This window comes from Clostridium sulfidigenes, assembly GCF_000732635.1.
Classification (GTDB): domain Bacteria; phylum Bacillota; class Clostridia; order Clostridiales; family Clostridiaceae; genus Clostridium_J; species Clostridium_J sulfidigenes.
Window position 1 is genome coordinate 39903 of record NZ_JPMD01000013.1, and the last position, 22582, is coordinate 62484.

A 22582-nucleotide genomic window follows, 5' to 3' on the forward strand; every position below is an offset into this window, starting at 1 on the left:
TATCAATTTTTTTCTACTATTACTCCATCTTTTAACACTATAATTTTATTTGCAAGAACCTTAGCATCCTCTATATCATGAGTTACAAAAATAGATGTTATCCCTGCCTTTTTCAATATTACTTTAATTTCATCTCTTATTCTTCCTCTAAGATTAGCATCTAAATTTGAAAATGGTTCGTCTAGTAACAATACTGATGGTTTTGGTGCTATAGCTCTAGCTATTGCAACTCTCTGTTGCTGCCCACCACTTAGTTCATAGGGATATTTATCTTTATGTTCTAATAAATTTATAAGTTCAAGCATTTCCAGAGCTATTTTTTCTTTTTCATCTTTGCTCTTATTCTTTAATCCGTATTGAATATTCTTTTTCACGGTCATATGAGGGAAAAGAGCATAATCTTGAAATACCATTCCAACTCCTCTATTTTCAGGTTCAATAAATATTTTTTCTGAAAATATATTCGTATTTCCAATTAACATACTCCCTTTATATGCTTCTTCAAGTCCTGCAATTATTCTGAGGATAGTACTTTTACCACTACCACTCTCACCTATTATTGCAAGTACTTCGCCTTTTGATAAACCCATATTAAAATCCATAATTATATCTTTTTTACTGCTTTTATATTTAAAATATATTTTTTTCATTTCAATAAACATTATATATCCTCCTTATCAGCAACTTTATATAATATAAATATTGCTATAAAGCTAACTATAACTATTATTAAAGATGGTATTGCTGATTCTGGTATCATTTCATCATTAGCATATTCAAAAACCTTAGTTGATAATGTATAAAAATTAAATGGTCTTAAATTTAATACTAGGGGCAATTCTTTTATGATCTCAACAAATGTAAGAGCAAAAGCTCCCAGTATTACGGACTTTAACATATATATATCTACTTTAAAAAACGTTTTTGTAACTCCATAGCCTAATGACCTTGAGGCTTCAGTAAATTTATTCCCTATCTTTTCAAATCCGCCTTCAATATTTTCAAATCCAATGGCTAAGAATCTAACTAAGTATGCAAATATCAGCATTGCTATGCTTGAACTTAATGCTAATCCTTTAAACTTACCATCAATATCAACAAAGAAAAGAATCATAGTTATAGCTATAACTGTTCCTGGTATTGAATACCCTATTAGTGTTACTTTTGAATATATTTTTGAAAGTAGGTTTGAATTTATCCTTGAGTAATTTGCTATTATCAGTGACATAACTACAATTAAAAAACTACAACCAACTGCAAGAAGTATAGAGTTTGTTATCATTTTAAAGAAATCACTATAATAAATATTTTTATAACTCATAAAACTCCATGCGATCATTTGTACCACTGGAATTAAAAATCCAAGTGAAAATACTAATAAAGCGTATGATGAAGCTAAAATTTTATAAATACCTTTAAGCTTTTTTCTCTTAATCGGTCTTACCTTTGTATTTGTAAAACTAAACTTCTTTCTACCTCTTAATAATTTTTCACCAGATAATATTAGAAATACTACAACCATAAGTATTCCAGCAAGTCTTATAGCTGAGTCTACATCTCCTAATGAAATCCAACTTTTAAATATAGCTGTACTAAAAGTTTGTACTCCAAAATAAGATACAACGCCATAGTCACTTAATACTTCTAAAGCTACTAAAGTAGACCCGGCCACTATAACCCCTCTACATATAGGCATTATCACTCTAAAAAATACACCTATTGAATTACTTCCTAGAAGTCTAGCACTTTCAATTAATCCTGCTGACTGTTTCTCTAAGAACGTTCTTGTGACCATGTATACGTATGGAAATAGAAATAATGTAAATATAAATATAGTACCTTCTATAGACATAATATCAAAATATCTTTGATTTACTTCTATGTTTAGAGTATTTCTCAAGAATCTTTGAACAACACCTGTATAACTCATCATTCCTGCATAAGTATATGCTCCTATATACGGTGGTATAGCTAAGGGTAATATAAGCGACCATCTTAAAAACTTTCTAAATGGAAAATCATACGCTGATATTAGCCATGCAAGGGTTACACCTATAATAACTGTGAATATTATTGTAAATGTAACTATAATTATTGATGCTGTAATATAGTCTTTTAATAAATATTCTTTTATATGTACCCAAGTTCCATTTGGTTTTTGAAACAAGTGAATAATTATGTCTAAATTAGGAAGTACAATCATCAAACTGATGATTGTACTTAAAATTGCCCATCCATTAAATTTTAGTTTTTTCATTATTTCCATCCTATTTGGTCAAATATTAATGTAGCCTTTTGTTTATTTTCACCTAACTTTTCAAAATCTATATGTTGAGTATCAAACTCACCCCATGATTTTAATAGTTCTGGAAGTTGAACTTTTTGATTTAATGGAAATTCTCCATTTGCTTCTGCATAAGCACTTTGAGCTTCCTCTGATGTTAAGAATTCCAATAATTTAATTGCATTCTCTTGATTCTTTGCACTTTTAGTAATTGAACCAAAGCTTAAATTAATATGTGTTTCTTTGGGAAAAATTAATCCTATGTTTTTAGATGCATTTACTTCTTCTACATCTGATGAATTCACCATCTTAGCTATATAGTATGAATTAATGATAGCAACATCTCCTATTCCAGCAGCTATAGCTTTAACTTGATCTCTATCATTACCTTCTGGTACTCTTGCAAGGTTATTTACTACTCCTTGAGCCCATTCCTTAGCTTTTTCTTCACCATCTTCTTGAATAAATGAAGATAACATTGCTACATTGTATGATGAAGTTGAACTTCTAGCTAAAATTTTGCCTTTAAATTCATCTTTTAATAAATCATTATATGTATTTATATTCTCTGGATTTACTCTATCTTTATCATAGGCTATAACTCTAGCTCTTGATGTTAATCCAACCCAATTCTTTCCTCTGTATTCTTCTGGTATATTGGAACTGATAACATCAGAAGAAGCCTCTTTAATTAGGTTTTTTTCATTTAATAAAGATATACTTTCTGCACCAACTGTTAAAAACATATCTGCTGATGATTTGTCTCCTTCCCTTGACATTCTCTCTATTAGTTCATCCGATTTTCCTTCAACTAAATTTACCTTTATTCCTGTTTGTTCTTCAAACTTCTTAAATAACTCTTTATCCACATCATAATTTCTAGCTGAATAAACATTTACTATATTTTTATCTTCTACCTTGTCATTTTGCCCTTCTTTTCCTGAAGCACAACCTGTAAATATACCTAAAGTCATCATTGCAGTTGTAATTCCTACTAGGAATTTTTTTCTTTTGTTTAGCATAGTTTCCCCTCCAAATTTCTTTTTATATAATATATTTCTAAAAATTATTAGATCACTGTTTTCTTTTATAATGATAATCAATATCATTCGTTTTGTCAATGGTAATGATAATTATTTTCACTTATTTTTCTAAGTAAATTTTACCTTATACTTATAATAAATATTACTTAAAATATTCTCAGCAAAAACAAGAAAAGAGGATTTCATAAAAAAACCTTTTTATGAAATCCTCTTATATCTTTATATAGTTCAATAAGGTATAAAATTTTTATTACAACTACAACTCTTTTCTTTCCTCATTTTTCATATCTACTCTTCCCCAAATTTTAAATCTCTAAATAGGAATATCCTATTTAGAAAGAATATTATTTTTTAGGTAGTTCTATTGTGAAAGTCGTACCATAATTAAGCTTACTCCTAACCTTTATTTCACCATCACATAGTTCAATTATTCGTTTTACAAGTGATAATCCTAATCCATTTCCCTCGCTTAAATGAGATTTATCACCTTGATAGAACTTATCAAAAATATGTCTTCGAGTTTCTTCATTCATTCCAACACCATTATCTGAAACCTTAATAACTATTTTATCCTTCAAATCCATTAACTTGATACCAATAGTTCCACCCTTCTCTGTGAACTTAATAGCATTTCCTATTATATTTAGCCATACCTGCTGCAATAAATCCTCATTTCCTATAATACTGACTTTATCTAGGTCTATATCTAAGTCAATTCCCTTTTCACTCCACTCTGGTTCCATTATAAGAATTGCACACCTAATCTGTTCATCTAATGCAAACTCTGCTTTTCCAGTAATAACCTCTTGATTTTCAAGCTTTGAAAGCTTTAATATATTTGAAGTTAGCTTAGAAAGCCTTGATGATTCACTAATAATAATATCTGTAAATTCACTTCTCTCATCATCATTTAAGTTTTTATCTTGAATTAACTTTGCAAAGCCTTGTATAGATGCGATGGGTGTTTTTATCTCGTGGGAAACGTTACTAACAAAATCATTTCTTAAGGTTTCTATACTACTAAGCTCATGAACCATCTTGTTAAAATTTTTTGCTAATAATGCAAACTCATAATCCTTAGGAATACCTATTTTAACACTAAAGTTTCCCTTCGCTACCTCTTCAGTAGCTTTACTTAAAGTTCTTATTGGCCTTAAGATTCGCTTTGATGCTATACCTGATATTATGGTAGCTATTAGAGTAGATATAATTAAGGATGTGATAGTTAGAAAAAATGCACGTATATGCACACTTTTTTCATTAAATGAATTATATATTTTTATATACCTATCATCTACCTTTAATATAGTATTAATAATAGGAAGTCTTTTGGTTTTAATCTGTAGAAATTCTCTCTCATGAAGCTTATCAGCAGTTCCAGCATACTCATGCAAATCATTGATAAGTATTACTTCATATCTATCATTATTACTTAACTCTATAATTTTATTTAAAGTAAAATCTGTATTATCATATAGTTCTAATATAGTATCTACTACTTTCCTTTGGGCATTTTTTGATTCTTTCTCTATATTTCCACTAAACATTAATGCAGATATTATAAGGGAGCAAATTCCTGATACAATCATCATAAATAGAAGAATTACAACAAACTTAACTCTTAGATTTTTTCTCATATCTTCTTAACCGCCTTATATCCAAGACCACGTACTGTAACAATCTCAAATTCTGTACAACTATCATATCTTTCTCTCAATCTTTTTATATGAACATCCACAGTACGTTCATCCACTTCGTTATCCATACCCCATATTTCATCTAATAACTGTCTTCGTGTAAATATGACGTTAGGATAAGATAATAATTTAAATAATAAATAAAATTCTTTTTTAGGAAGGGTAACACTGTCCTCATGTCGACTTACAGATATTGAATCATAATCTAAAATAATATCACCTATAGATAGTCTATGTTCATTAGATATCTTAGCTCTTCTAAGAAGTGCTCCAACTCTTAATATCATTTCATTTATATCAATAGGTTTTACCATATAATCGTCTGCGCCAACATTAAATCCTTTTCTCTTATCTTCAAACATTTCCTTAGCTGTAACCATAAGTATTGGCATATTATATCCTGAGTCTCTCAAAGCTTTCACTAAATTGTAACCATCTAACTTAGGCATCATTATATCAGATATTACTAAATCAATATGCTCTTTATCCATAATATCAAGAGCTGCTTCTCCATCTTCTGCCATTAATGAGTTATATCCATTTTGTTTTAAGGTTGCAGATATAAGTTTTCTTAAATTTTTATCATCCTCCACAACAAGTATATTAAACAATATTATCACCTCAATTTATTATGTTACTTTATATAATAATTATTTTATGTTAATTAAATATGAACTTTACAAATAAAAAAGAAATAAAAATATACTTTTAGACCATAATTCATATTAGGTTCATATTACGATTCTACAATTAGAAAAGTTAATCGTAAAGGAGGAGCATAATGTTACAATTAAAAAACATATTTAAAAGTTATACTACAGGCGAATTCACTCAAGTTGCATTAGATGGAATAAGTCTAAAATTTAGAAAATCTGAATTTGTTGCAATTCTTGGACCAAGTGGCTCTGGAAAAACAACATGTTTAAATGTTATAGGTGGTCTTGACCAATATGATGAAGGTGATTTAATTATCAATGGTAAATCCACAAAAAATTTTAAGGACTCAGATTGGGATGCCTATAGAAATAATAGTGTTGGATTTATTTTTCAAAGTTATAACCTAATTTCTCACTTAAGTATAGTAGATAATGTAGAAATGGGAATGACCCTTAGTGGAGTTTCAAATACAGAGAAGCACAAGAAAGCTCTTGAGGTATTAGAAAAGGTTGGCCTAAAGGACCATGTTCACAAAAAACCAAACCAACTATCAGGAGGACAAATGCAAAGAGTTGCTATAGCTCGAGCACTAGCTAATGACCCTGATATAATTTTAGCAGATGAACCTACTGGTGCTTTGGACACTCATACAAGTATTCAAATTATGGAGCTTATTAAAGAAATTTCAAAGGATAAACTTGTTGTTATGGTAACTCATAATCCAGAGTTAGCTAATGAATATGCTGATAGAATTGTTGAATTTAGAGATGGTGAGATAAAATCTGATAGCAATCCATTTTATGATGACTTAGATACTTCTGATTATAAACTTAAGAAAACAAGTATGAGTTTCTTTACTGCTTTAAAACTATCTGGCAAAAACATATCTACAAAGAAATGGAGAACAGCACTTACTGCTTTTGCCTCAAGTATAGGTATAATTGGTATTGCCTTAATACTTTCATTATCAAATGGATTCGATAAACAAATTGGAGAATTTGAAAATAGTACATTATCTGGTTTTCCAATAATGATTAATCAAAAAACCGCCGAAGTTGATATGGATGCAATGAGAGAGCAACACAAAGAAGCAGTGAGTAATTCCGTAAATGAAAATCAATTTCCAGATGTAGATTACATTTATCCTTATGACCCTAGTAAAAATAGTATTGAACACACAAATGTATTTACTGATGAATACATAGAGTATATTGAAAATATTGATTCATCTCTGCTTTCTGGGATGTCCTATACAAGACTTGTTAATATGAATCTTTTGAAATCTGATGGCAAAACTGCAACTCCAGTAAATACATCTCTAATTAACTTTTCATCATATCCCAATAGTCTAAATTTAGATACTAAAGGATACCTTGAAAGCAATTATGATTTATTAGCTGGGTCATATCCTAAAGAAAAAACGGATCTTGTTCTTATTGTCGATAGCTATAACAGACTTGACAACTCTATGCTAGAAGCTTTAGGTATAGATTCTAAATCAGAGACTGTAAGTTTTAATGATATTATAAACAAGGAATTTAAATTAGCTTTAAATGATGATTACTACAAACAGATGGATAATATATTTACAATAAACGGTACTCCAGACAATCTTATAGATATTTATAATAACGATAATGCTATTACTCTTAAAATTGCTGGTATAGTTCGTTCTAGCAAAAATTCAAAGCTAGAAATTCTTTCACCTGGACTTTCATATTCAGATGAATTATCACAATATTTTATTGATAATGCTAAAAACTCTAAAATTGTTAAAGTACAGCAAGATTCTAACTATAATGTATTAACTGGAAAGCCTTTTGGAGGTGCCACTGCTGGAACTAGTATGCCTACTAATCCAATGGCTGCAATGTCACCAATGGGAGGAGGTAGTAGTACTCCTAATGTTACTAAAGATGACGTACTTTCTCAATTAGGTGCTACTTCTACCCCATTTGCTATCACCCTTTACCCTAAAGATTTTACTACCAAGGATAGGGTACTTAATTACTTAAATTCATGGAATGATGGAAATGCTGTTGAAGACTCTATAATATATACAGATTTAGCAGCCACATTCACAAAATTATCTGGTGGTATTATGGATTCAATAACCCTTGTTTTAATTGCCTTTGCCGCAATATCACTTGTTGTATCCCTTATTATGATTGGGATAATAACATACATTTCTGTATTAGAAAGAACAAAGGAAATTGGTGTATTGAGAGCATTAGGTGCAAGGAAGAAAGATATAACCCGTGTATTCAATGCTGAAACATTCATAATAGGTTCTTGTTCAGGATTACTTGGAATATTAATATCATACTTATTAACATTTCCAATAAATAGCGTTCTTAAGAATTTAACAGACCTTGAAGGTGTAGCAAAACTTAATCCAGTTCATGCTATAATACTTATAATTATAAGTGTTTCTTTAACATTGCTGGGTGGTGCTATTCCAGCAAAAATGGCTGCAAGAAAAAATCCTGTAGAATCATTACGTACAGAATAATATATAAATTTAATGTTACATACTCCTTATTTTAAAGAGTATGTGACATTTTTATTTCCTATAGTTATCTAGAAATTAATAATTAAATTTTATATTAAACACTATCTTAAATTCTCAGATTTACTAAATTTTCAACTCCTTGTACACCCCTTATATCCGTACAACATATATTAACAGTATACAGATTTATTCTTATACCTTATGTATGGAGAATATGAAAAATCTATACTTTTAATAGGAGATATTATGAAAATGGAAAACACAAAAAATTGTAATGACTCTATAATCTTACCTAATCCAATAACTCAAGTAGCTAGTATGCCATATCCTCTATATCTTTCACTTCAAGGAAAATATTTTGTAGGCTATGCAGATGAATTAAATTTTGGAAGAGGTAAAAGTGCATGGGCAGGATTAGTAAATCCTTATTATTCAGGAGTTAATCTACACGTATATGTCTGGACTGTCACAAATATTGGAGAATCACCAATAAGAGCGCAAATATGGTTTAATTCAAATCCACCTGGATGTCCAGAGATATCAGAATTAGTTACTCCAGCTAATACAGCTCTTTGCCCATTACCAAAGCCACGAATTAGGTTACTTAAAGCAAGCAATGTTATAGGAGAACCTAAAGGTGGAGTTAAGGCATTTGTTAGAAGAGCCCTTCCAGAGGTTACAATTGCCGACAAAGAAGTAGGCAAATTTATTTTTCCTCCTGGAGGATCATTTATTATTTTCTTATCCAACCCAGAAACTCCAAATGAACTTGCTCAAGGTAGAGTCGCATTTGGATGGTGGGAAGAAAAGATAAAGTAAATCCTACTAATAATTAAATTAAAAGATAAAAAAGGTGCTGCTACACAATAGAAAATAAATTCTGAGGTGTGACAGCACCTTTATTAATTATATTTTAAGTATAGTAAAACTAATAGTAGTTCCAGATTCTAAAGAAGATGAACACTTTATATTTCCTCCATGACTCTCTACTATATACTTAGATATAGAAAGACCAAGCCCTGAACCTGATATATTAGTGTTTCTATATTTTTCACCTCTATAAAACTTATTAAAAACAAATGGTATATCATCAATGCTAATTCCACTACCAAAATCCTTAATATTTACAGTGATTTTATCTATCTCATCATCTACCCATATCTCAATTTTTTCTCCTGATCTAGAGTATTTTATTGAATTTGAAATAATATTATTTATAACTTGATTTATTCTTATTATATCTATAGAAATCAAAGCCCTTGGCAATTGTCCCTTAACATCTAATTTCATATTATGAGTAGCTACATCAATAGATAAATCCCCTAAAACTTCCTTAAAATAATCATCAGAGTATATTTCTGTTCTTTCAATTGACATTTCATTCAACTCTGTTTTCGATTGTTCTAATATATCATCTATTAATTTTGAAAGTTCTTTAGATTTCTTCAATATAATGTTTGAATATCTTTTTATGCCATCTTCATCATTTACAATTCCATCTCTTATACCCTCAACATACCCTGAGATGGATGAAAGAGGAGTTTTTAAATCATGTGAAATACAGGCTAATAATTCTTTTTCATTTCTTTTTAGCCGTTCTTCCTTTTCTTTTGAGTCTATCATTTCACCTCTCATAGCTTCAAAATCATGGCAAAACTCTCCAACTTCCCCATAGTAATCATAGTTTATTTTACACTTATAACTTCCATTTAATATAGCTTTTGCACTACTATGAAGTTCCTTAATGGGTTTTATTATATCAACTTTTACAAACTTATTTATCATAACAGCTAATATAACTATAAAAAATAAAAGTATCCATAGGGGTATAATTTTCTCATTTTTGCTTTCCTTTTTTAATATACTCTGTGGTAAATCTATAATCATAATACCTTTCTGAGCCTCATCATTAACTAACGGTGTGCTATATCTAATTAATCCATTCTTTCTATTGTCAAAGGCATTATCATAACCTATTTCATTTTCAAGATTTATCTTTTCTCCTTTATTAAAATCATCTATAGAAGAAAATATAACCTCCCCTTCTAAGTTTATAACTGTATAATCATAAAAATCATTTTTCATGTAATAACTATTTACTTTAAACATTTCTTTAATCAATTCCCTTTGGCTTGATGTTTCTATCCTTAATAAATTAGACTTATCTTCTTTTTTAATATCTTCCTTTAAAATTAGGAAAGAATATATCACAGATAATATAACAAATAGACATATTAACCCTGCAAATATGTCTATTTTTTTATTGAGGTAATTATTACTTACTCTATTATTTCCCACTTATATCCTACTCCCCATATTGTCTTTATCGACTTTTCACCGTATTCTCCAAGCTTCTCTCTTAACCTTTTAACGTACACAGCTATAGTATTTTCATCCATATATTCACTGTAACCCCATACACTTTCATATACCTGAGACTTTGAAAACACTTGGGAAGGATTAGATGTGAAAAAATCCAATATTTGAAATTCCTTAGAAGTTAGTGGTATTTCCTTATTATTTAGTAAAGCTTTATATGCCTTAGAGTCTACTATTAAATCACCAAATTGCTTTACATCTGATAGTGTATCACTAGAAAATGAAGTGTACCTTCTTATATGAGCTTTCACCCTTGCCACTAATTCCATTGGAGAAAAAGGTTTTGTCATATAGTCGTCTGCCCCTACTCCTAATGTTAGTATCTTATCCATCTCTCCACTTTTAGCTGATAACATAAGTATTGGCATTTTCGATATCGTCCTTATTCTTTTACAAACTTCAACACCATCTAAAAGTGGGAGCATAATATCTAAAATAATCAGCTTTATCATAGGATCATTAGCCAGTTCCACACCTTTTAACCCATCATTAGCTATCAATACCTGAAATCCATCTATCTCTAAGTAATCTTTTATTAAGTTTCCTAAATCATTATCATCTTCAATTACCAAGATTTTATCATGCATTCTACTCACCCCCACTTCCATTATATCATTATTTTACCATCCCCCACTTTTTATAAATTCAAATATCTTTTTTTCTCTACTATCTGAATCTTTTTCATTATATCTTCCAAGAGACAAATCACCATCAATTCTTCCATCCTTCAAATAAATCAATCTACTTGCTCTGGAAGCTGCCTTTAAATCATGGGTTACCATTACTATGGATTGTCCCTCTTCATTTAATTCTGTAAGAATATCTAAAACCCTAGCTCCCGTTGAAGAATTAAGTGCTCCTGTTGGCTCATCTCCAAAAATTATCTTAGGATTATTAATTAATGCTCTAGCAATTGCAACCCTTTGCTGTTGTCCTCCCGATATTTCTGAAGGATATTTATTCTCAATATCTTTCAGATCTAATCTATTTAATAGTTCATCTGTTTTTTTGTTTACGCCCTTCTTGTCTCTATTGTTTAGATAACCACAATAAGTTATATTTTCTCTTATAGTTAAATCATAAAGTAAGTTTATACTTTGAAAAACAAATGATATATCTTTATTTCTAATACTTGTGGCTTCTTTTTCGCCTATATTGGTTATATCTCTTCCTAAAAGCTCAACTCTACCTGCACTTGGGTTATCCATAGTACTAATAGAGTATAACAATGTAGATTTTCCAGAACCTGAACTGCCCATTATTACAGTAAAATCACTTTCATATATATCTAAGTTAATATTTTTTAATACATTGTTTGATGTTTTTCCTAAAATAAATGATTTACATAATCCACTTGCTTTAATAATACTTTCCATCTCTTCTCCCCCTACTCTTCCATAAGCTCCACTGTAGATATTTTTCTTATACTAAACATTGATATTATTGTTGCACCAAGAGTTAATATTTCAATAAAAACTATTGTGCTTATAACCTTACCATTTGAAATCATTAAACCATCTATTCCCATCATTGCAAATTTAAATACACTTTTAGATATAGTAGCATTTAAAATAAATCCAACTAAAGATGAAATACCTGTAAGCAGCATAATTCTATATAAAGTTCTCTTCAAAATATAAATATTTGAAAATCCTAGAGATTTTATAATAGCATTATTTCTTCTATTATCAGTATTGTTCATAATTATAAGATTTACTATATTTAATATACTGAATAGTAATATTCCTAAAAGAATAATTGTAGTAACTGGTATAACTATCTCAATAACTGACTTACTTGCTGTTGCAATCAAACTTGGACATGTATCTATAGAACATACTTCATATTTTTGTTTATATTCTTCTTTAAACTCTTCATAATCATTTTTATCTTTTAAAGTAATATTGATGTTTAAGTTATTAAGGTTATTTCTAATTTCCTTAGGCACTATATCTAAAGTCATTCTCATATTGTAGTTATTTGACATCATGCCGATATATTTACCAGTGATGAGCAATGATCTCTCTTCCCCTAATATTTTTATATCAATATAATCTCCAATATCTAAACTTGCATCTTTTAGAATTTGTTCTGACAATGCAATTTCATTTTTATTTTTAGGATTTCTTCCCTCTTTAATAGATACATTAAACCCATTGTTATTGTCATAGTTATCATATAAATAAGTAATAACTTGAGCATTTTTTATATTGTATCTTGATACATCTAAATAAGCGACCTTTCCTACATCAAATGAGCACGCTCTTACGCCTAAGACTCTCGGGTCACTCTTAATTTCTTCTAAAGCCTTATCATATGACGCCTCTCCACTTGGAAAATCTAAGGTAACATCTCCCTGAAGTAATCCAAACATATTCCATGCATTATCTTTCATATTAATCATTGAGTAATTTACACTAACTAAAAATACTGAAAGATATATTACAAGGGATAAAACTGTTACTATAATTATATTTTGCTTTTTATATTTAAAAATATCATTTATAGCCATAGACATTGGTGATGAAGCGTCTCTAATAATTGCCTTCTTAAATTTCTCTTTAGATGAAGTAACTCCTATTCTAAATGCCTCAACAGGCTTTATTTTATTTATTCTTCTAAGTAAAAGATAAATATTAGATATTAAAACAAAACTCATTAATATTACTGTTAAAACTATAAAGCTAAAATTATTTATACCACCTTCATATATTCCAATATATTTAATAGATATCTTTACTAAATAATTTATAAACCAAATACTAAAGAAACTTCCAGCAGTTATTGCAATGACTCCTACTATTCCAAAGCTTTTTAAATATATATTACGTATCTGCTTTGAGGTAAATCCTAATGATTTATATACACCTATAGATTTATACTCCTTTAAAATGTTGTTCCATAGTACAAATCTTATTATTACAATAGATACAATGAATATTAATATAGCTGTACTTAACCCTACTCCACTTGTAATTTGGCTTCCAGCATTTGCTGCAAATATAGTAATCCACTTATCGTAAATAACTCCATCGATAGAACCACCTATATAAGAAATTAATTCTGATGTTGCATTGTTTCCTTCTTTAGATGAATCATAACCAATATATTGAGATTTAATAAATTCATTAAAATCCCCATAGTCATTACTATTTACATATAAATTGTTATATCCCATTACAGAACTTGGAACTAATGAATCATTTACTAATGCTGAAATAGTTAGATATTTATATTCATCGCCATCTTTTATCTTTATCTTATCTCCTATTTTTAAATTCTTAGAATCAGCTAAAAGATTTGAGACCCAAATAGTACCTTTACTTGGAGTCATTGCTTTTTCACCGTCTGTTACAACTACATCCCATGGATGAGATTTCATACCCTCATAAATTATTAAACTTGCCATTCCTAAATCAAGATTTTCATCTTCTAAAAATACTTGTCTATCTACCGTTAACCCCTTTGTTTTTCTAACATCTATTTCATTAGTTTCCTTTTCCTTAATAAAATTTTCTACTTTTGAGATAACATCATCATTATATGTTTGCACTACAATATCCTTTATATTTTCTCCCCCATAATACTCATTAGTATATTTTGAAACTGTACTTGTAAAGCTCATAGATAGTGCAAATATAGATGAAGATACCATTAAAATAATTGCTATTAAAATTAATTGTAATTTTTTTTGTTTAATTTTCTTTTTCCACATCATCATCCCTCCATACTTTTATATTGCTAATTAAATTTTAATATATTTATTTCAAATTCTTAATGAATTCTTACATTTTTCTAAATTGATTATTCACTAAGGAATTCTATCAGTAATTCCATCATTAATTTATATAACAACAAATCATTAGATTTTGATATAATAAGTTTATTATACTTAGGAGGTACAGCATGAAATCAGCACAATATTATATAGAAAAATTAGACATGACACCCCATGTGGAAGGAGGATACTTCAAACAATCAGTATTATCAGAAGATTTCTTTAGAGAAGATAAAAAATTATTTAGTAGCATATATTTCTTGCTTGAAACAGGAGAGGTGTCTCATTTTCACAGATTAACTTCTGATGAAATGTGGTATTACCACGATGGGCAACCTCTGACTATATATATGATCACACCAGAGGGTAAGCTTATAACTAAGCAATTAGGATTAGATGTAGAAAAAGGAGAGGTTCCACAAGTTTTAGTTCCTAAGGGGTATATATTTGGTTCTTCTATGAATAATGATGGATTTGCTTTAGTTGGATGTATGGTTGCCCCTGCCTTTACTTTTGATGATTTTGAATTATTTGAGAGAAGAGACCTTTTAAATATGTATCCAAATCTAGAAGATATAATAAAAAAGTTAACTAGATAAACCTTCTTCCTGATATTAGCTAAATATTTATTTAATATATCATGGATAAAAAAATGGGGTTGTCGAACTAAAAAATTAGTGCGACAGCCACATTTTAATGGTGGAGATGAAATGTAGTATTTATAATCCACCATATAATCTTTTTATTTTATTCAATGCCCTTATTAATATTTTTAATCTATGTAGAATTGGCCATTCATTATGTCTATTTTTTATGCACATTTGCATTAATAATATTCTGGTACTTCCTTATATCTGATTTTATTTGTCGGTTTTCAAAAAAATAAACTTCTGTGCCTGACCAGATAAATACCCAACACACTATACTTAATATACCTGCGAAATAAGCATATCTGCTTGAAAGGCTCAAGCCTATCAAACCAATAATGATGCCAAATGCGTACAAAATAATAGCCTTCATATTATTTCTACCATAGATATATTCATTTTCTTCCACTCGGTTTGAAAAGGTATTTACTATAGCTGTCTTCAACAACTTATCATGATAATTATTTTCACCTTTAATAAATATATCAACTTCTCTTCTTTTGCAATTCAGTAGCTTTGATAAAATAAACTCTTCCAAATCAGAGCTTAGGTGTAAATCATCCGAGCTAAAATATGGTGCAAATGGAGTATTTGTTTCATCCAAAAAGATATCTATCCTTAAATCATTGTTCATGTTATCACTCCTCTTACTCAAGGTAAGTAAATTGCTATTTGTATATCATAAATAAATTTTTTAATAGTATAAAGTAAGCAATATATGGAATTGCTACCTTCTACACCTTTCCTATTCTAAATAACATATTTATATTATTTGAATCTATATATAAATATATTCAGATTATCTTCCGAGTCCTTACTAAACAAAATAAACATGACAAAAGGAGTTACTCAAAATACCTTTAATCATTTTGAGTAACTCCTTAGTTATTATCTTATTTGACCATTTCCAAATATTATATACTTATTAGTGGTAAGCTCTTTAAGTCCCATGGGACCTCTTGCATGTAGCTTTTGAGTGCTTATACCTATTTCTGCTCCAAATCCGAATTCCTCTCCATCAGTAAATCTAGTAGAAGCATTCACATAAACTGCTGCTGCATCTACTTGTTGATGAAATTTTTGAGCATTTTGATAATCATTTGTTACTATAGCTTCAGAGTGTCCTGAGCCATATTTATTTATATGAGTTATAGCTTCATCTATATCTTTTACTACCTTTATACAAATTATATAATCTAAATATTCTTTATAATAGTCTTCTTCATTTGCTAGTATTATGTCATTTACTATTTCTATAGATTTTTTGTCTCCTCTAACTTCTACTTTTCTTTGTCTTAATTCGTCAACTATTACTGGAATAAATTCTTTTGCTATATCTTCATGAACAAGTAATTTTTCCTCAGAGTTGCAAACTGCTGGTCTAGTAGTTTTTGCATTTATAACTATTTGTTTTGCCATTTCTAAGTCACTATTTTTATCAACATAAACATGGCAGTTCCCTGTTCCAGTTTCTATTACTGGTATTGTAGCATTTTCTACTACTGATTTTATTAGTCCAGCGCCTCCTCTTGGTATTAACACATCTATATATTCATTTAACTTCATCATATTTTTAACAGTTTCTCTACTTGTATCTTCTATTAATTGAATACAATCTACTGGTAACTTAGTTTTTTCTAAGGCTTTTTTTTAATATCTGTACTATTTTTTTGTTAGAGTTTATAGCTTCACTTCCACCTCTTAGTATTGTTGCATTACCTGATTTTAAACATAGCCCTACTGCATCACAAGTAACATTTGGTCTTGCCTCGTATATTATTCCTATTACTCCTAGAGGTACCCTTTTTTTCCCTATCTGTAGTCCATTTGGTCTAGTTATTATTGAACTTACTTCACCTACAGGGTCTTCTAGTCCTGCTACTTGTGTTAAACCTCCACTCATCCCTTTGATTCTGTCTTCATTTAAAAGCAATCTATCTACTATTGCTTCTGATGTTCCCTTATTTTTTGCATTTTCTATATCAATTTTATTTGCTGCTATTATTTCACTAGCATTCTCTAATAATGCTTTTGCCATTTCATTTAAAGCTTTATTTTTTTCATTTGTTGAAATATTTGATAATATGTACGCAGCTTCTTTTACTTTTTTCCCTTTTAAAATTAATTCTTCCATCTAAAATTACTCCCTTCATATTTTGATTATCTTTCTTTTCTCAGAAATAAAGTTCCTACATCGTCTCCATTTAATATATCAATAAGTTTACTTGGGTCTTTTCCATTTGCTAATATCATATTTGTACCATTATCAGTTACAAGCTTTGCTGCATGTATTTTAGTTTCCATTCCACCTGTACCTAAATTACTTCCAGCACCTTCTGCAAAATTTAGTACTTCTTCCGTTATATATTTCACTTCTTTTATAAGATTTGCATCCTTATTTGTTCTTGGATTAGAGTCATAGAAACCATCAATATCTGATAGTATTATTAAAAGATTTGCATCCACAATAGTAGAAACTATTGCTGCTAGATTGTCATTATCTCCAAATCTAGATATATTTTCAATTTCATCTATAGATACACTATCATTTTCATTTACTATTGGAATTATTCCGCACTCTAGCAAAGTTTCAAAAGTATTTGCAACATTATTTCTACTTCTTTCACATTCTATAATGTCTCTTGTTAAAAGTATTTGACCTACTGAATAGCCATATTCTCCAAATAGTTTGCTATAAATATTCATAAGTGCTACTTGTCCCACAGATGCAGCTGCCTGCTTTTCTCTAATAGTTTTTGGCCTTTCCTTTAAGTTCATTTTACTTACTCCAACACCTATAGATCCAGATGTTACAAGGATTATTTCTTTCCCACTATTTATTAAATCAGATATTGACATGGCTATTTTTTCAATTCTTCTTAAGTTTATGTTTCCATTGTCATAGGTTAAGGTTGAAGTACCAATTTTTATAATTATTCTTCTTGAATTTTTAATATTTTCACGATATTTCATTTTTATCTCCTCTTAAGTTTCCTTCATTAATTTTATCTTTTAATAAGCTTGTAATAATATTATCATAAAAATATAAGTTTATTAATACTACCTCACTCTACAATTTATTAGAAATAACTTCCAATGCATAGCAAACCTAAGAATATATCCTGTACATGAAATAACCCACCACAATACATTGCTGTATTGTCGTGGGTTTTATGGTGGAGGCGAGACACCAACATTAAATTCAAAATTTATTTACATATTAATTTAAAATTAATATAGATTTATTAGCCCAAAATCTTTGAAAATCCTGGCTCTTTTCACAGCTATGTAGCAAGTCCAAATTTTAGTAACATTTCTAGCTACTTCAATATCTACTCCCCAAGAAAAATTAGGTTGCCAAAAACCTTCTTCCTTCAATGTATTAATCCAAAAAGAAAAATTCTTTTCTATAAAAGCTTCAACTAACTTATACCATTGCGACTCAGGTGAAGTTACTAAATCTAAAGGTTGTGATACATATTCCATCCATTTAGTCTCATCTATACAAAGACAGTCTAATATTCTTCTTTCCATAGACCTTATAGTTACATCACTAATTAAGTTTGAATTTAGTTCTTTTAAAACTATAAATAGTCTTTGTAAGCAATAACAATCATGGTCAGAACACTCTTCATTACTATTTAAAAACTCTATACATCTAGCTGCAATTTTATTACCTATCTCCTTTTGAACAGCATTACCATACTTGATAAAAGCTGAGGCAACAACAGCACAAGGGTTAGGAGTAAATTTTGTATCTGGAGCATATATCCACCATGGTGCATGGGGAAAGTTTTCAACTTCCTTTGGAACCTTCTCCCAGAATGATGGCGTATCTTCAATGGTTTTTTCAAAATAATTTAATAAATTTCCAAACCAAGGCTCCTCACAATTAAGGTCATAATCATATGCAATAAAAATGGCCTCAGTAGATGCTATACTTGTTGATGATGGTAATAGCATATCAGCTTCTAATCCCTTTCCAAAACCACCATCCTCATTTTGATATTTTATTAGTTCTGATACTATATCCTCTTTACTACCCTTATTAAAAGTATAATTCCATTTTACTTTTTCAATATCTCTACCATTACTAAATATATGCTCCTCTATATTTTTAAATTGGCTCATCTTTAACTTTTCCATAGTACACCTCACAAACTTTATTTAATAGCTCTTTCATTCCACCACTTCATAATAATTTATTTTTATTTTTGTTAATAATCGTACTAATATTATAACATTATTTCTAATATTTAGGATAAACTTTATCTATTAAAATCTTTAATAGATAAAGTTCATAAAAAGTGTTAGTGTGCTTAATTTATTACTAGAATTAAATGTAATTAAGTGTTAATATATTCATATAATTTACAAATAGCATATGTTGAATTGTACTAACTACATTACAAATACTATTTAGTTATAAATGAAAGGAGTATAAAATTTTATCTATTTTAAGATTAAACAAAGGTTATACTTACTAATAATTTTGGGGAGGGATTAATTTTGAAAGGCATAAAAAAAATAATATGTATATGTTGCTCTTTAATTGTTATAACATCACTTGTGGGTTGTAATGGTGTTAAAGACAAGTCCTCTAGCTTAAGTGATATAACTAGCATAAAATTCAAAGATTTTTCAAAGGATATTTCTGAAGATAGGATATATAGCACTATAGAGAAACTTTCAGCAAAGGATGATGCTAGAATAACCGGGTTTGATGGAGAAAAGGATGCAGCATCATATATTTCTAAAGAGTTTAAAGACATGGGACTTAGTGTTGATGAACAAGAGTTTCCTGTAACCGCATTTAAATGTAATGATGTAGAAGTAAAAATAGATATACCTGAAAGTAAAGTTGTTGAATCTAAGGCTTTAACCTTTAGTAAAGAGACTCCAAAGGAAGGCTTAACTTCAGAAGTCGTTAATGGATATATGGGAACACAAACTGATTTGGAAAAAGCTAAAGTAAAAGATAAACTTGTTATTATTCAACGTGGTGGTGATACATTTAAAAATAAAACTGAAAGAGCTACTGCAATGGGTGCTGTAGGTGTTATATTTTTTGATCCTAATAGTGAAGAACCTCTATCCGCTACCCTAGTTGAACCTACAAAAATACCAGCTGTTACAATATCTAAAGCTGATGCAGAATATCTTAATTCAACCATAATAACCTCAAAAAAAGGCCTTAAAGCCACACTAAAGGTTGATAGTCAGTGTATAGATAGTAAATCAAAAAATATTATTGCAACATTAAAATCTAAAAAGAAAGATGCTAAAACCTTAATAGTTGGAGCTCACTATGATGGAGTAGATACCCCAGCTGCAAATGACAATGCTTCAGGTATTTCTACTGTAATGGAATCGGCAAGGATTTTATCTAAGAAAAACCTTGATTGTAATATTAAATTTATTGCATTTGGTGCTGAAGAAATAGGTTTAGTGGGTTCAAATTATTATGTTCAATCTTTAAATAGTGATGATTTACAAAATACTATTGCAATGATAAATGCCGATATGGTTGGTATCGGTGATAATTTATGTGTTTACACAATGGATAGCTCTAAGGATTCTTTAACTGCAGATTTAGCAGTAAGTTGTATGAATAACTTCCAATACGATAATAGAAGAGATGAAAGTAACAGAAGTGATCATGTAGCTTTTGAAGCAGCTGGTATACCAGTGGCATATTTTGAATATGGCCCATTTGTTGACTACCATACGGATAAAGATACCGCTGATAAGATCAATAAAGAAAACTTATCTAATACATGCAACGTAATCACATCTTTATGTAATGAAATTGGTAATAATCCAGAAAGATTCTCAAAATAATAACTAAAAATAAAATCTTAAATCTTATATAAAAAAGAACTTAAGTAACATAATACTTCTAATGTACTATTATTCCTATGGATAATAATGAACAAGCAAATATAATTGTAGTGGATACCTTTCTCTAATAAAGTAAGGCTCTATAAAATTAAAAAATTAATTTTATAGAGCCTTATTTTTATTTAGAACTAACCTTTTCAAATCCTGCTATTCCAATAGCTCCTGGACCACTATGAGATGTAATTACACATCCTGCTTGAATCCATATAATCTTTCTAAATCCCTCTTCTTTAGCAATTCCCTCCATGTTATGTTTTATAGATTCATCAAGACCCAAAGAATAAATAAGATATAATTGTTCTTTATCAAAATTGTATCTCTTAATATATTCTTTCATATACTTATCAGCAACACTAACCATTTTCCCACGAAACTTTTGTGTTGAAATTAACTTTCCATCTATAATTTCAATGAGGGGTTTTATTTGTAGTAAAGTCCCTCCCAAGTATGCAGCATTGGATACACGCCCTCCAGCTCTCAGATATGCAAGATCACCAGGGATAAAAGATACCCTAGCTCTTGCCACGTAATCCTGAATTTCTTCAATTAAATTAGTTATCATTATATTTGGATGTTTTTCTATGATTTCAGCTGCTCTTAAAACAATTGCTCCTTGACCACCAGTGACATTTAAAGAATCAACATGATAAATATCTCCCATTCCTTCTGAAGCAATAAGTGCATTTTGGTAAGCACAAGAGGCTTTAGATGTATATCCAATATGAAGAATAATACAACCCGGATTTTCATCTTTTATTTTTTTAAATAAAAGATGAAATTCTTCTGGATTTGTTGCTGAAGTTGATGGTATTTTTTTAGTTTTTTTATAATAATCATAGACTTCTGTTACAGGTATTGAACCATCTAAATAAGATGAGTCTCCCATTATCACGTGCATGGGGATAACCTGAATATTATGTACTGTGGCTAAATCTAATGGAATATCTGCCCCGCTCTCTGCTAAAATAATTATTTTTTTCACAAGTTTACCTCCATAAAATTCATAACATTTTTCATTTGTATAATTGACTGAAAAAGCTTTGTTAAATTTCTAAGATAAGGTTCTATTAATAATTTATTCGCATATTCTCAGAAATTCTACTAAGAACTTAGATACTTATATTGCTTATATTTTACACACAATAATCCAGAAACATTCAAAATAAGCGAAACATAAAATCTTAAATCTTATAATTGACTTATCTTTATTTTAGCATATGCTCCCAATGAGATTTTTGTTGATTCTCTGTAATAAAATACTCATTAAGTCTATCCTCTAACATTATTTTAACCATCCTATCAAATCCATGGGCAAGATTTAATAAATTAAGTTTATCTATATCATGCCAAAATACATGACCTTCTTCACCATGCTCTATTAAATCTCCCTGGTATGAATCAGTTTTAAAAAGAAAAACCATATACCTTTTATTATCTTCTGCCCTATACCAATCTTTAACACCGCAAATTTCTAAATTATTTACTACTAGGCCAGTTTCCTCATTAACTTCTCTGATGGCTGAATCTACAATAGACTCACCCTTTTCTACATGTCCCCCTGGAAAAGCTATGCCAGTCCAATTTCCTTTAATGCGGTTCTGAACAAGAACTTTATTATTTATTTTATCCATTATCATAACCATATTTGTTAGTTCTACATTCTCCATATATTACACCTCTTAAG

The 22582-nt window shown here is 29.3% G+C and carries 18 protein-coding genes and 1 pseudogene; 4 read left to right on the top strand and 15 right to left on the bottom strand.

Annotated elements, in window-relative coordinates; all coding sequences use genetic code 11:
* Positions 1-2: 2 nt before the first annotated feature.
* The 5 genes from IO99_RS05580 to IO99_RS05600 form a co-directional block, all read right to left on the bottom strand.
* Positions 3-662: an ABC transporter ATP-binding protein gene (locus IO99_RS05580; RefSeq protein WP_035131227.1), complete on the bottom strand. Its 660-nt coding sequence runs from the start codon at positions 660-662 to the stop codon at positions 3-5.
* Positions 662-2257: an ABC transporter permease gene (locus IO99_RS05585; RefSeq protein WP_035131229.1), complete on the bottom strand. Its 1596-nt coding sequence runs from the start codon at positions 2255-2257 to the stop codon at positions 662-664. Before IO99_RS05585 ends, IO99_RS05580 begins: the two co-directional genes overlap by 1 nt.
* A complete protein-coding gene (locus tag IO99_RS05590) occupies positions 2257-3306 on the bottom strand; it encodes a Fe(3+) ABC transporter substrate-binding protein (RefSeq protein WP_035131231.1) in 1050 nt (349 codons plus the stop codon). Before IO99_RS05590 ends, IO99_RS05585 begins: the two co-directional genes overlap by 1 nt.
* 365 nt (positions 3307-3671) lie before the next feature.
* On the bottom strand, positions 3672-4964 hold the full coding sequence (locus IO99_RS05595; RefSeq protein ID WP_035131233.1) for a sensor histidine kinase: 1293 nt from the start codon (positions 4962-4964) through the stop codon (positions 3672-3674).
* Entirely contained in the window at positions 4961-5635 is a 675-nt protein-coding gene (locus IO99_RS05600; protein ID WP_035131235.1) for a response regulator transcription factor, read from the bottom strand. Before IO99_RS05600 ends, IO99_RS05595 begins: the two co-directional genes overlap by 4 nt.
* A 170-nt stretch (positions 5636-5805) precedes the next feature.
* Between IO99_RS05600 and IO99_RS05605 the strand changes: the two genes are divergently transcribed.
* The gene (locus IO99_RS05605) at positions 5806-8193 is read left to right on the top strand and encodes an ABC transporter ATP-binding protein/permease (protein ID WP_035131236.1); all 2388 of its coding nucleotides are present in this window, start codon (positions 5806-5808) and stop codon (positions 8191-8193) included.
* 252 nt (positions 8194-8445) lie between these two features.
* Positions 8446-9012 carry a DUF6143 family protein gene (locus tag IO99_RS05610; RefSeq protein WP_035131330.1) on the top strand — a complete coding sequence of 189 codons (567 nt, stop codon included), beginning with the start codon at positions 8446-8448 and terminating at the stop codon, positions 9010-9012.
* Positions 9013-9099: 87 nt separating this feature from the next.
* On the opposite strand, the gene IO99_RS05615 is transcribed toward IO99_RS05610, so the two are convergent.
* The 4 genes from IO99_RS05615 to IO99_RS05630 are packed head-to-tail and all read right to left on the bottom strand — an operon-like array spanning position 9100 to position 14287.
* A complete protein-coding gene (locus tag IO99_RS05615) occupies positions 9100-10491 on the bottom strand; it encodes a HAMP domain-containing sensor histidine kinase (protein ID WP_035131237.1) in 1392 nt (463 codons plus the stop codon).
* Positions 10473-11159: a response regulator transcription factor gene (locus IO99_RS05620; RefSeq protein WP_035131238.1), complete on the bottom strand. Its 687-nt coding sequence runs from the start codon at positions 11157-11159 to the stop codon at positions 10473-10475. Before IO99_RS05620 ends, IO99_RS05615 begins: the two co-directional genes overlap by 19 nt.
* Positions 11160-11192: 33 nt before the next feature.
* On the bottom strand, positions 11193-11948 hold the full coding sequence (locus tag IO99_RS05625; RefSeq protein ID WP_035131239.1) for an ABC transporter ATP-binding protein: 756 nt from the start codon (positions 11946-11948) through the stop codon (positions 11193-11195).
* A gap of 11 nt (positions 11949-11959) precedes the next feature.
* Entirely contained in the window at positions 11960-14287 is a 2328-nt protein-coding gene (locus IO99_RS05630) for an ABC transporter permease (RefSeq protein WP_035131240.1), read from the bottom strand.
* A gap of 191 nt (positions 14288-14478) precedes the next feature.
* Between IO99_RS05630 and IO99_RS05635 the strand changes: the two genes are divergently transcribed.
* Positions 14479-14949 carry a cupin domain-containing protein gene (locus IO99_RS05635; protein WP_035131241.1) on the top strand — a complete coding sequence of 157 codons (471 nt, stop codon included), beginning with the start codon at positions 14479-14481 and terminating at the stop codon, positions 14947-14949.
* 205 nt (positions 14950-15154) lie between these two features.
* Here the strand turns inward: IO99_RS05635 and IO99_RS05640 are convergent, their stop codons facing one another.
* From IO99_RS05640 to IO99_RS05655, 4 genes and pseudogenes are all read right to left on the bottom strand, one after another.
* Positions 15155-15631 carry a hypothetical protein gene (locus tag IO99_RS05640; RefSeq protein WP_035131242.1) on the bottom strand — a complete coding sequence of 159 codons (477 nt, stop codon included), beginning with the start codon at positions 15629-15631 and terminating at the stop codon, positions 15155-15157.
* A 254-nt stretch (positions 15632-15885) separates the two neighbouring features.
* Positions 15886-17131: pseudogene (locus IO99_RS05645) on the bottom strand (glutamate-5-semialdehyde dehydrogenase).
* Between the two features lie 26 nt (positions 17132-17157).
* Positions 17158-17970 (bottom strand): glutamate 5-kinase, encoded by an 813-nt coding sequence (proB, locus tag IO99_RS05650; protein WP_035131243.1) that lies wholly within the window; start codon positions 17968-17970, stop codon positions 17158-17160.
* A 258-nt stretch (positions 17971-18228) separates the two neighbouring features.
* Positions 18229-19143 (bottom strand): hypothetical protein, encoded by a 915-nt coding sequence (locus IO99_RS05655; RefSeq protein ID WP_035131245.1) that lies wholly within the window; start codon positions 19141-19143, stop codon positions 18229-18231.
* Between the two features lie 363 nt (positions 19144-19506).
* Between IO99_RS05655 and IO99_RS05660 the strand changes: the two genes are divergently transcribed.
* Positions 19507-20838, top strand: coding sequence for a DUF4910 domain-containing protein (locus IO99_RS05660; RefSeq protein WP_035131247.1), 1332 nt, complete (start codon positions 19507-19509; stop codon positions 20836-20838).
* Between the two features lie 178 nt (positions 20839-21016).
* Here the strand turns inward: IO99_RS05660 and IO99_RS05665 are convergent, their stop codons facing one another.
* Positions 21017-21880 carry a DegV family protein gene (locus IO99_RS05665; protein ID WP_035131249.1) on the bottom strand — a complete coding sequence of 288 codons (864 nt, stop codon included), beginning with the start codon at positions 21878-21880 and terminating at the stop codon, positions 21017-21019.
* Positions 21881-22103: 223 nt separating this feature from the next.
* Positions 22104-22565 (bottom strand): 8-oxo-dGTP diphosphatase, encoded by a 462-nt coding sequence (locus IO99_RS05670; protein ID WP_035131251.1) that lies wholly within the window; start codon positions 22563-22565, stop codon positions 22104-22106.
* Positions 22566-22582: the final 17 nt, after the last annotated feature.

Coding starts and splice junctions, on each gene's coding strand:
- IO99_RS05580 (WP_035131227.1), bottom strand. CDS start 662: ATGTTTATTGAAATGAAAAAAATATATTTTAAATATAAAAGCAGTAAA.
- IO99_RS05585 (WP_035131229.1), bottom strand. CDS start 2,257: ATGAAAAAACTAAAATTTAATGGATGGGCAATTTTAAGTACAATCATC.
- IO99_RS05590 (WP_035131231.1), bottom strand. CDS start 3,306: ATGCTAAACAAAAGAAAAAAATTCCTAGTAGGAATTACAACTGCAATG.
- IO99_RS05595 (WP_035131233.1), bottom strand. CDS start 4,964: ATGAGAAAAAATCTAAGAGTTAAGTTTGTTGTAATTCTTCTATTTATG.
- IO99_RS05605 (WP_035131236.1), top strand. CDS start 5,806: ATGTTACAATTAAAAAACATATTTAAAAGTTATACTACAGGCGAATTC.
- IO99_RS05610 (WP_035131330.1), top strand. CDS start 8,446: ATGGAAAACACAAAAAATTGTAATGACTCTATAATCTTACCTAATCCA.
- IO99_RS05620 (WP_035131238.1), bottom strand. CDS start 11,159: ATGCATGATAAAATCTTGGTAATTGAAGATGATAATGATTTAGGAAAC.
- IO99_RS05625 (WP_035131239.1), bottom strand. CDS start 11,948: ATGGAAAGTATTATTAAAGCAAGTGGATTATGTAAATCATTTATTTTA.
- IO99_RS05630 (WP_035131240.1), bottom strand. CDS start 14,287: ATGTGGAAAAAGAAAATTAAACAAAAAAAATTACAATTAATTTTAATA.
- IO99_RS05635 (WP_035131241.1), top strand. CDS start 14,479: ATGAAATCAGCACAATATTATATAGAAAAATTAGACATGACACCCCAT.
- IO99_RS05640 (WP_035131242.1), bottom strand. CDS start 15,631: ATGAACAATGATTTAAGGATAGATATCTTTTTGGATGAAACAAATACT.
- proB (WP_035131243.1), bottom strand. CDS start 17,970: ATGAAATATCGTGAAAATATTAAAAATTCAAGAAGAATAATTATAAAA.
- IO99_RS05655 (WP_035131245.1), bottom strand. CDS start 19,143: ATGGAAAAGTTAAAGATGAGCCAATTTAAAAATATAGAGGAGCATATA.
- IO99_RS05670 (WP_035131251.1), bottom strand. CDS start 22,565: ATGGAGAATGTAGAACTAACAAATATGGTTATGATAATGGATAAAATA.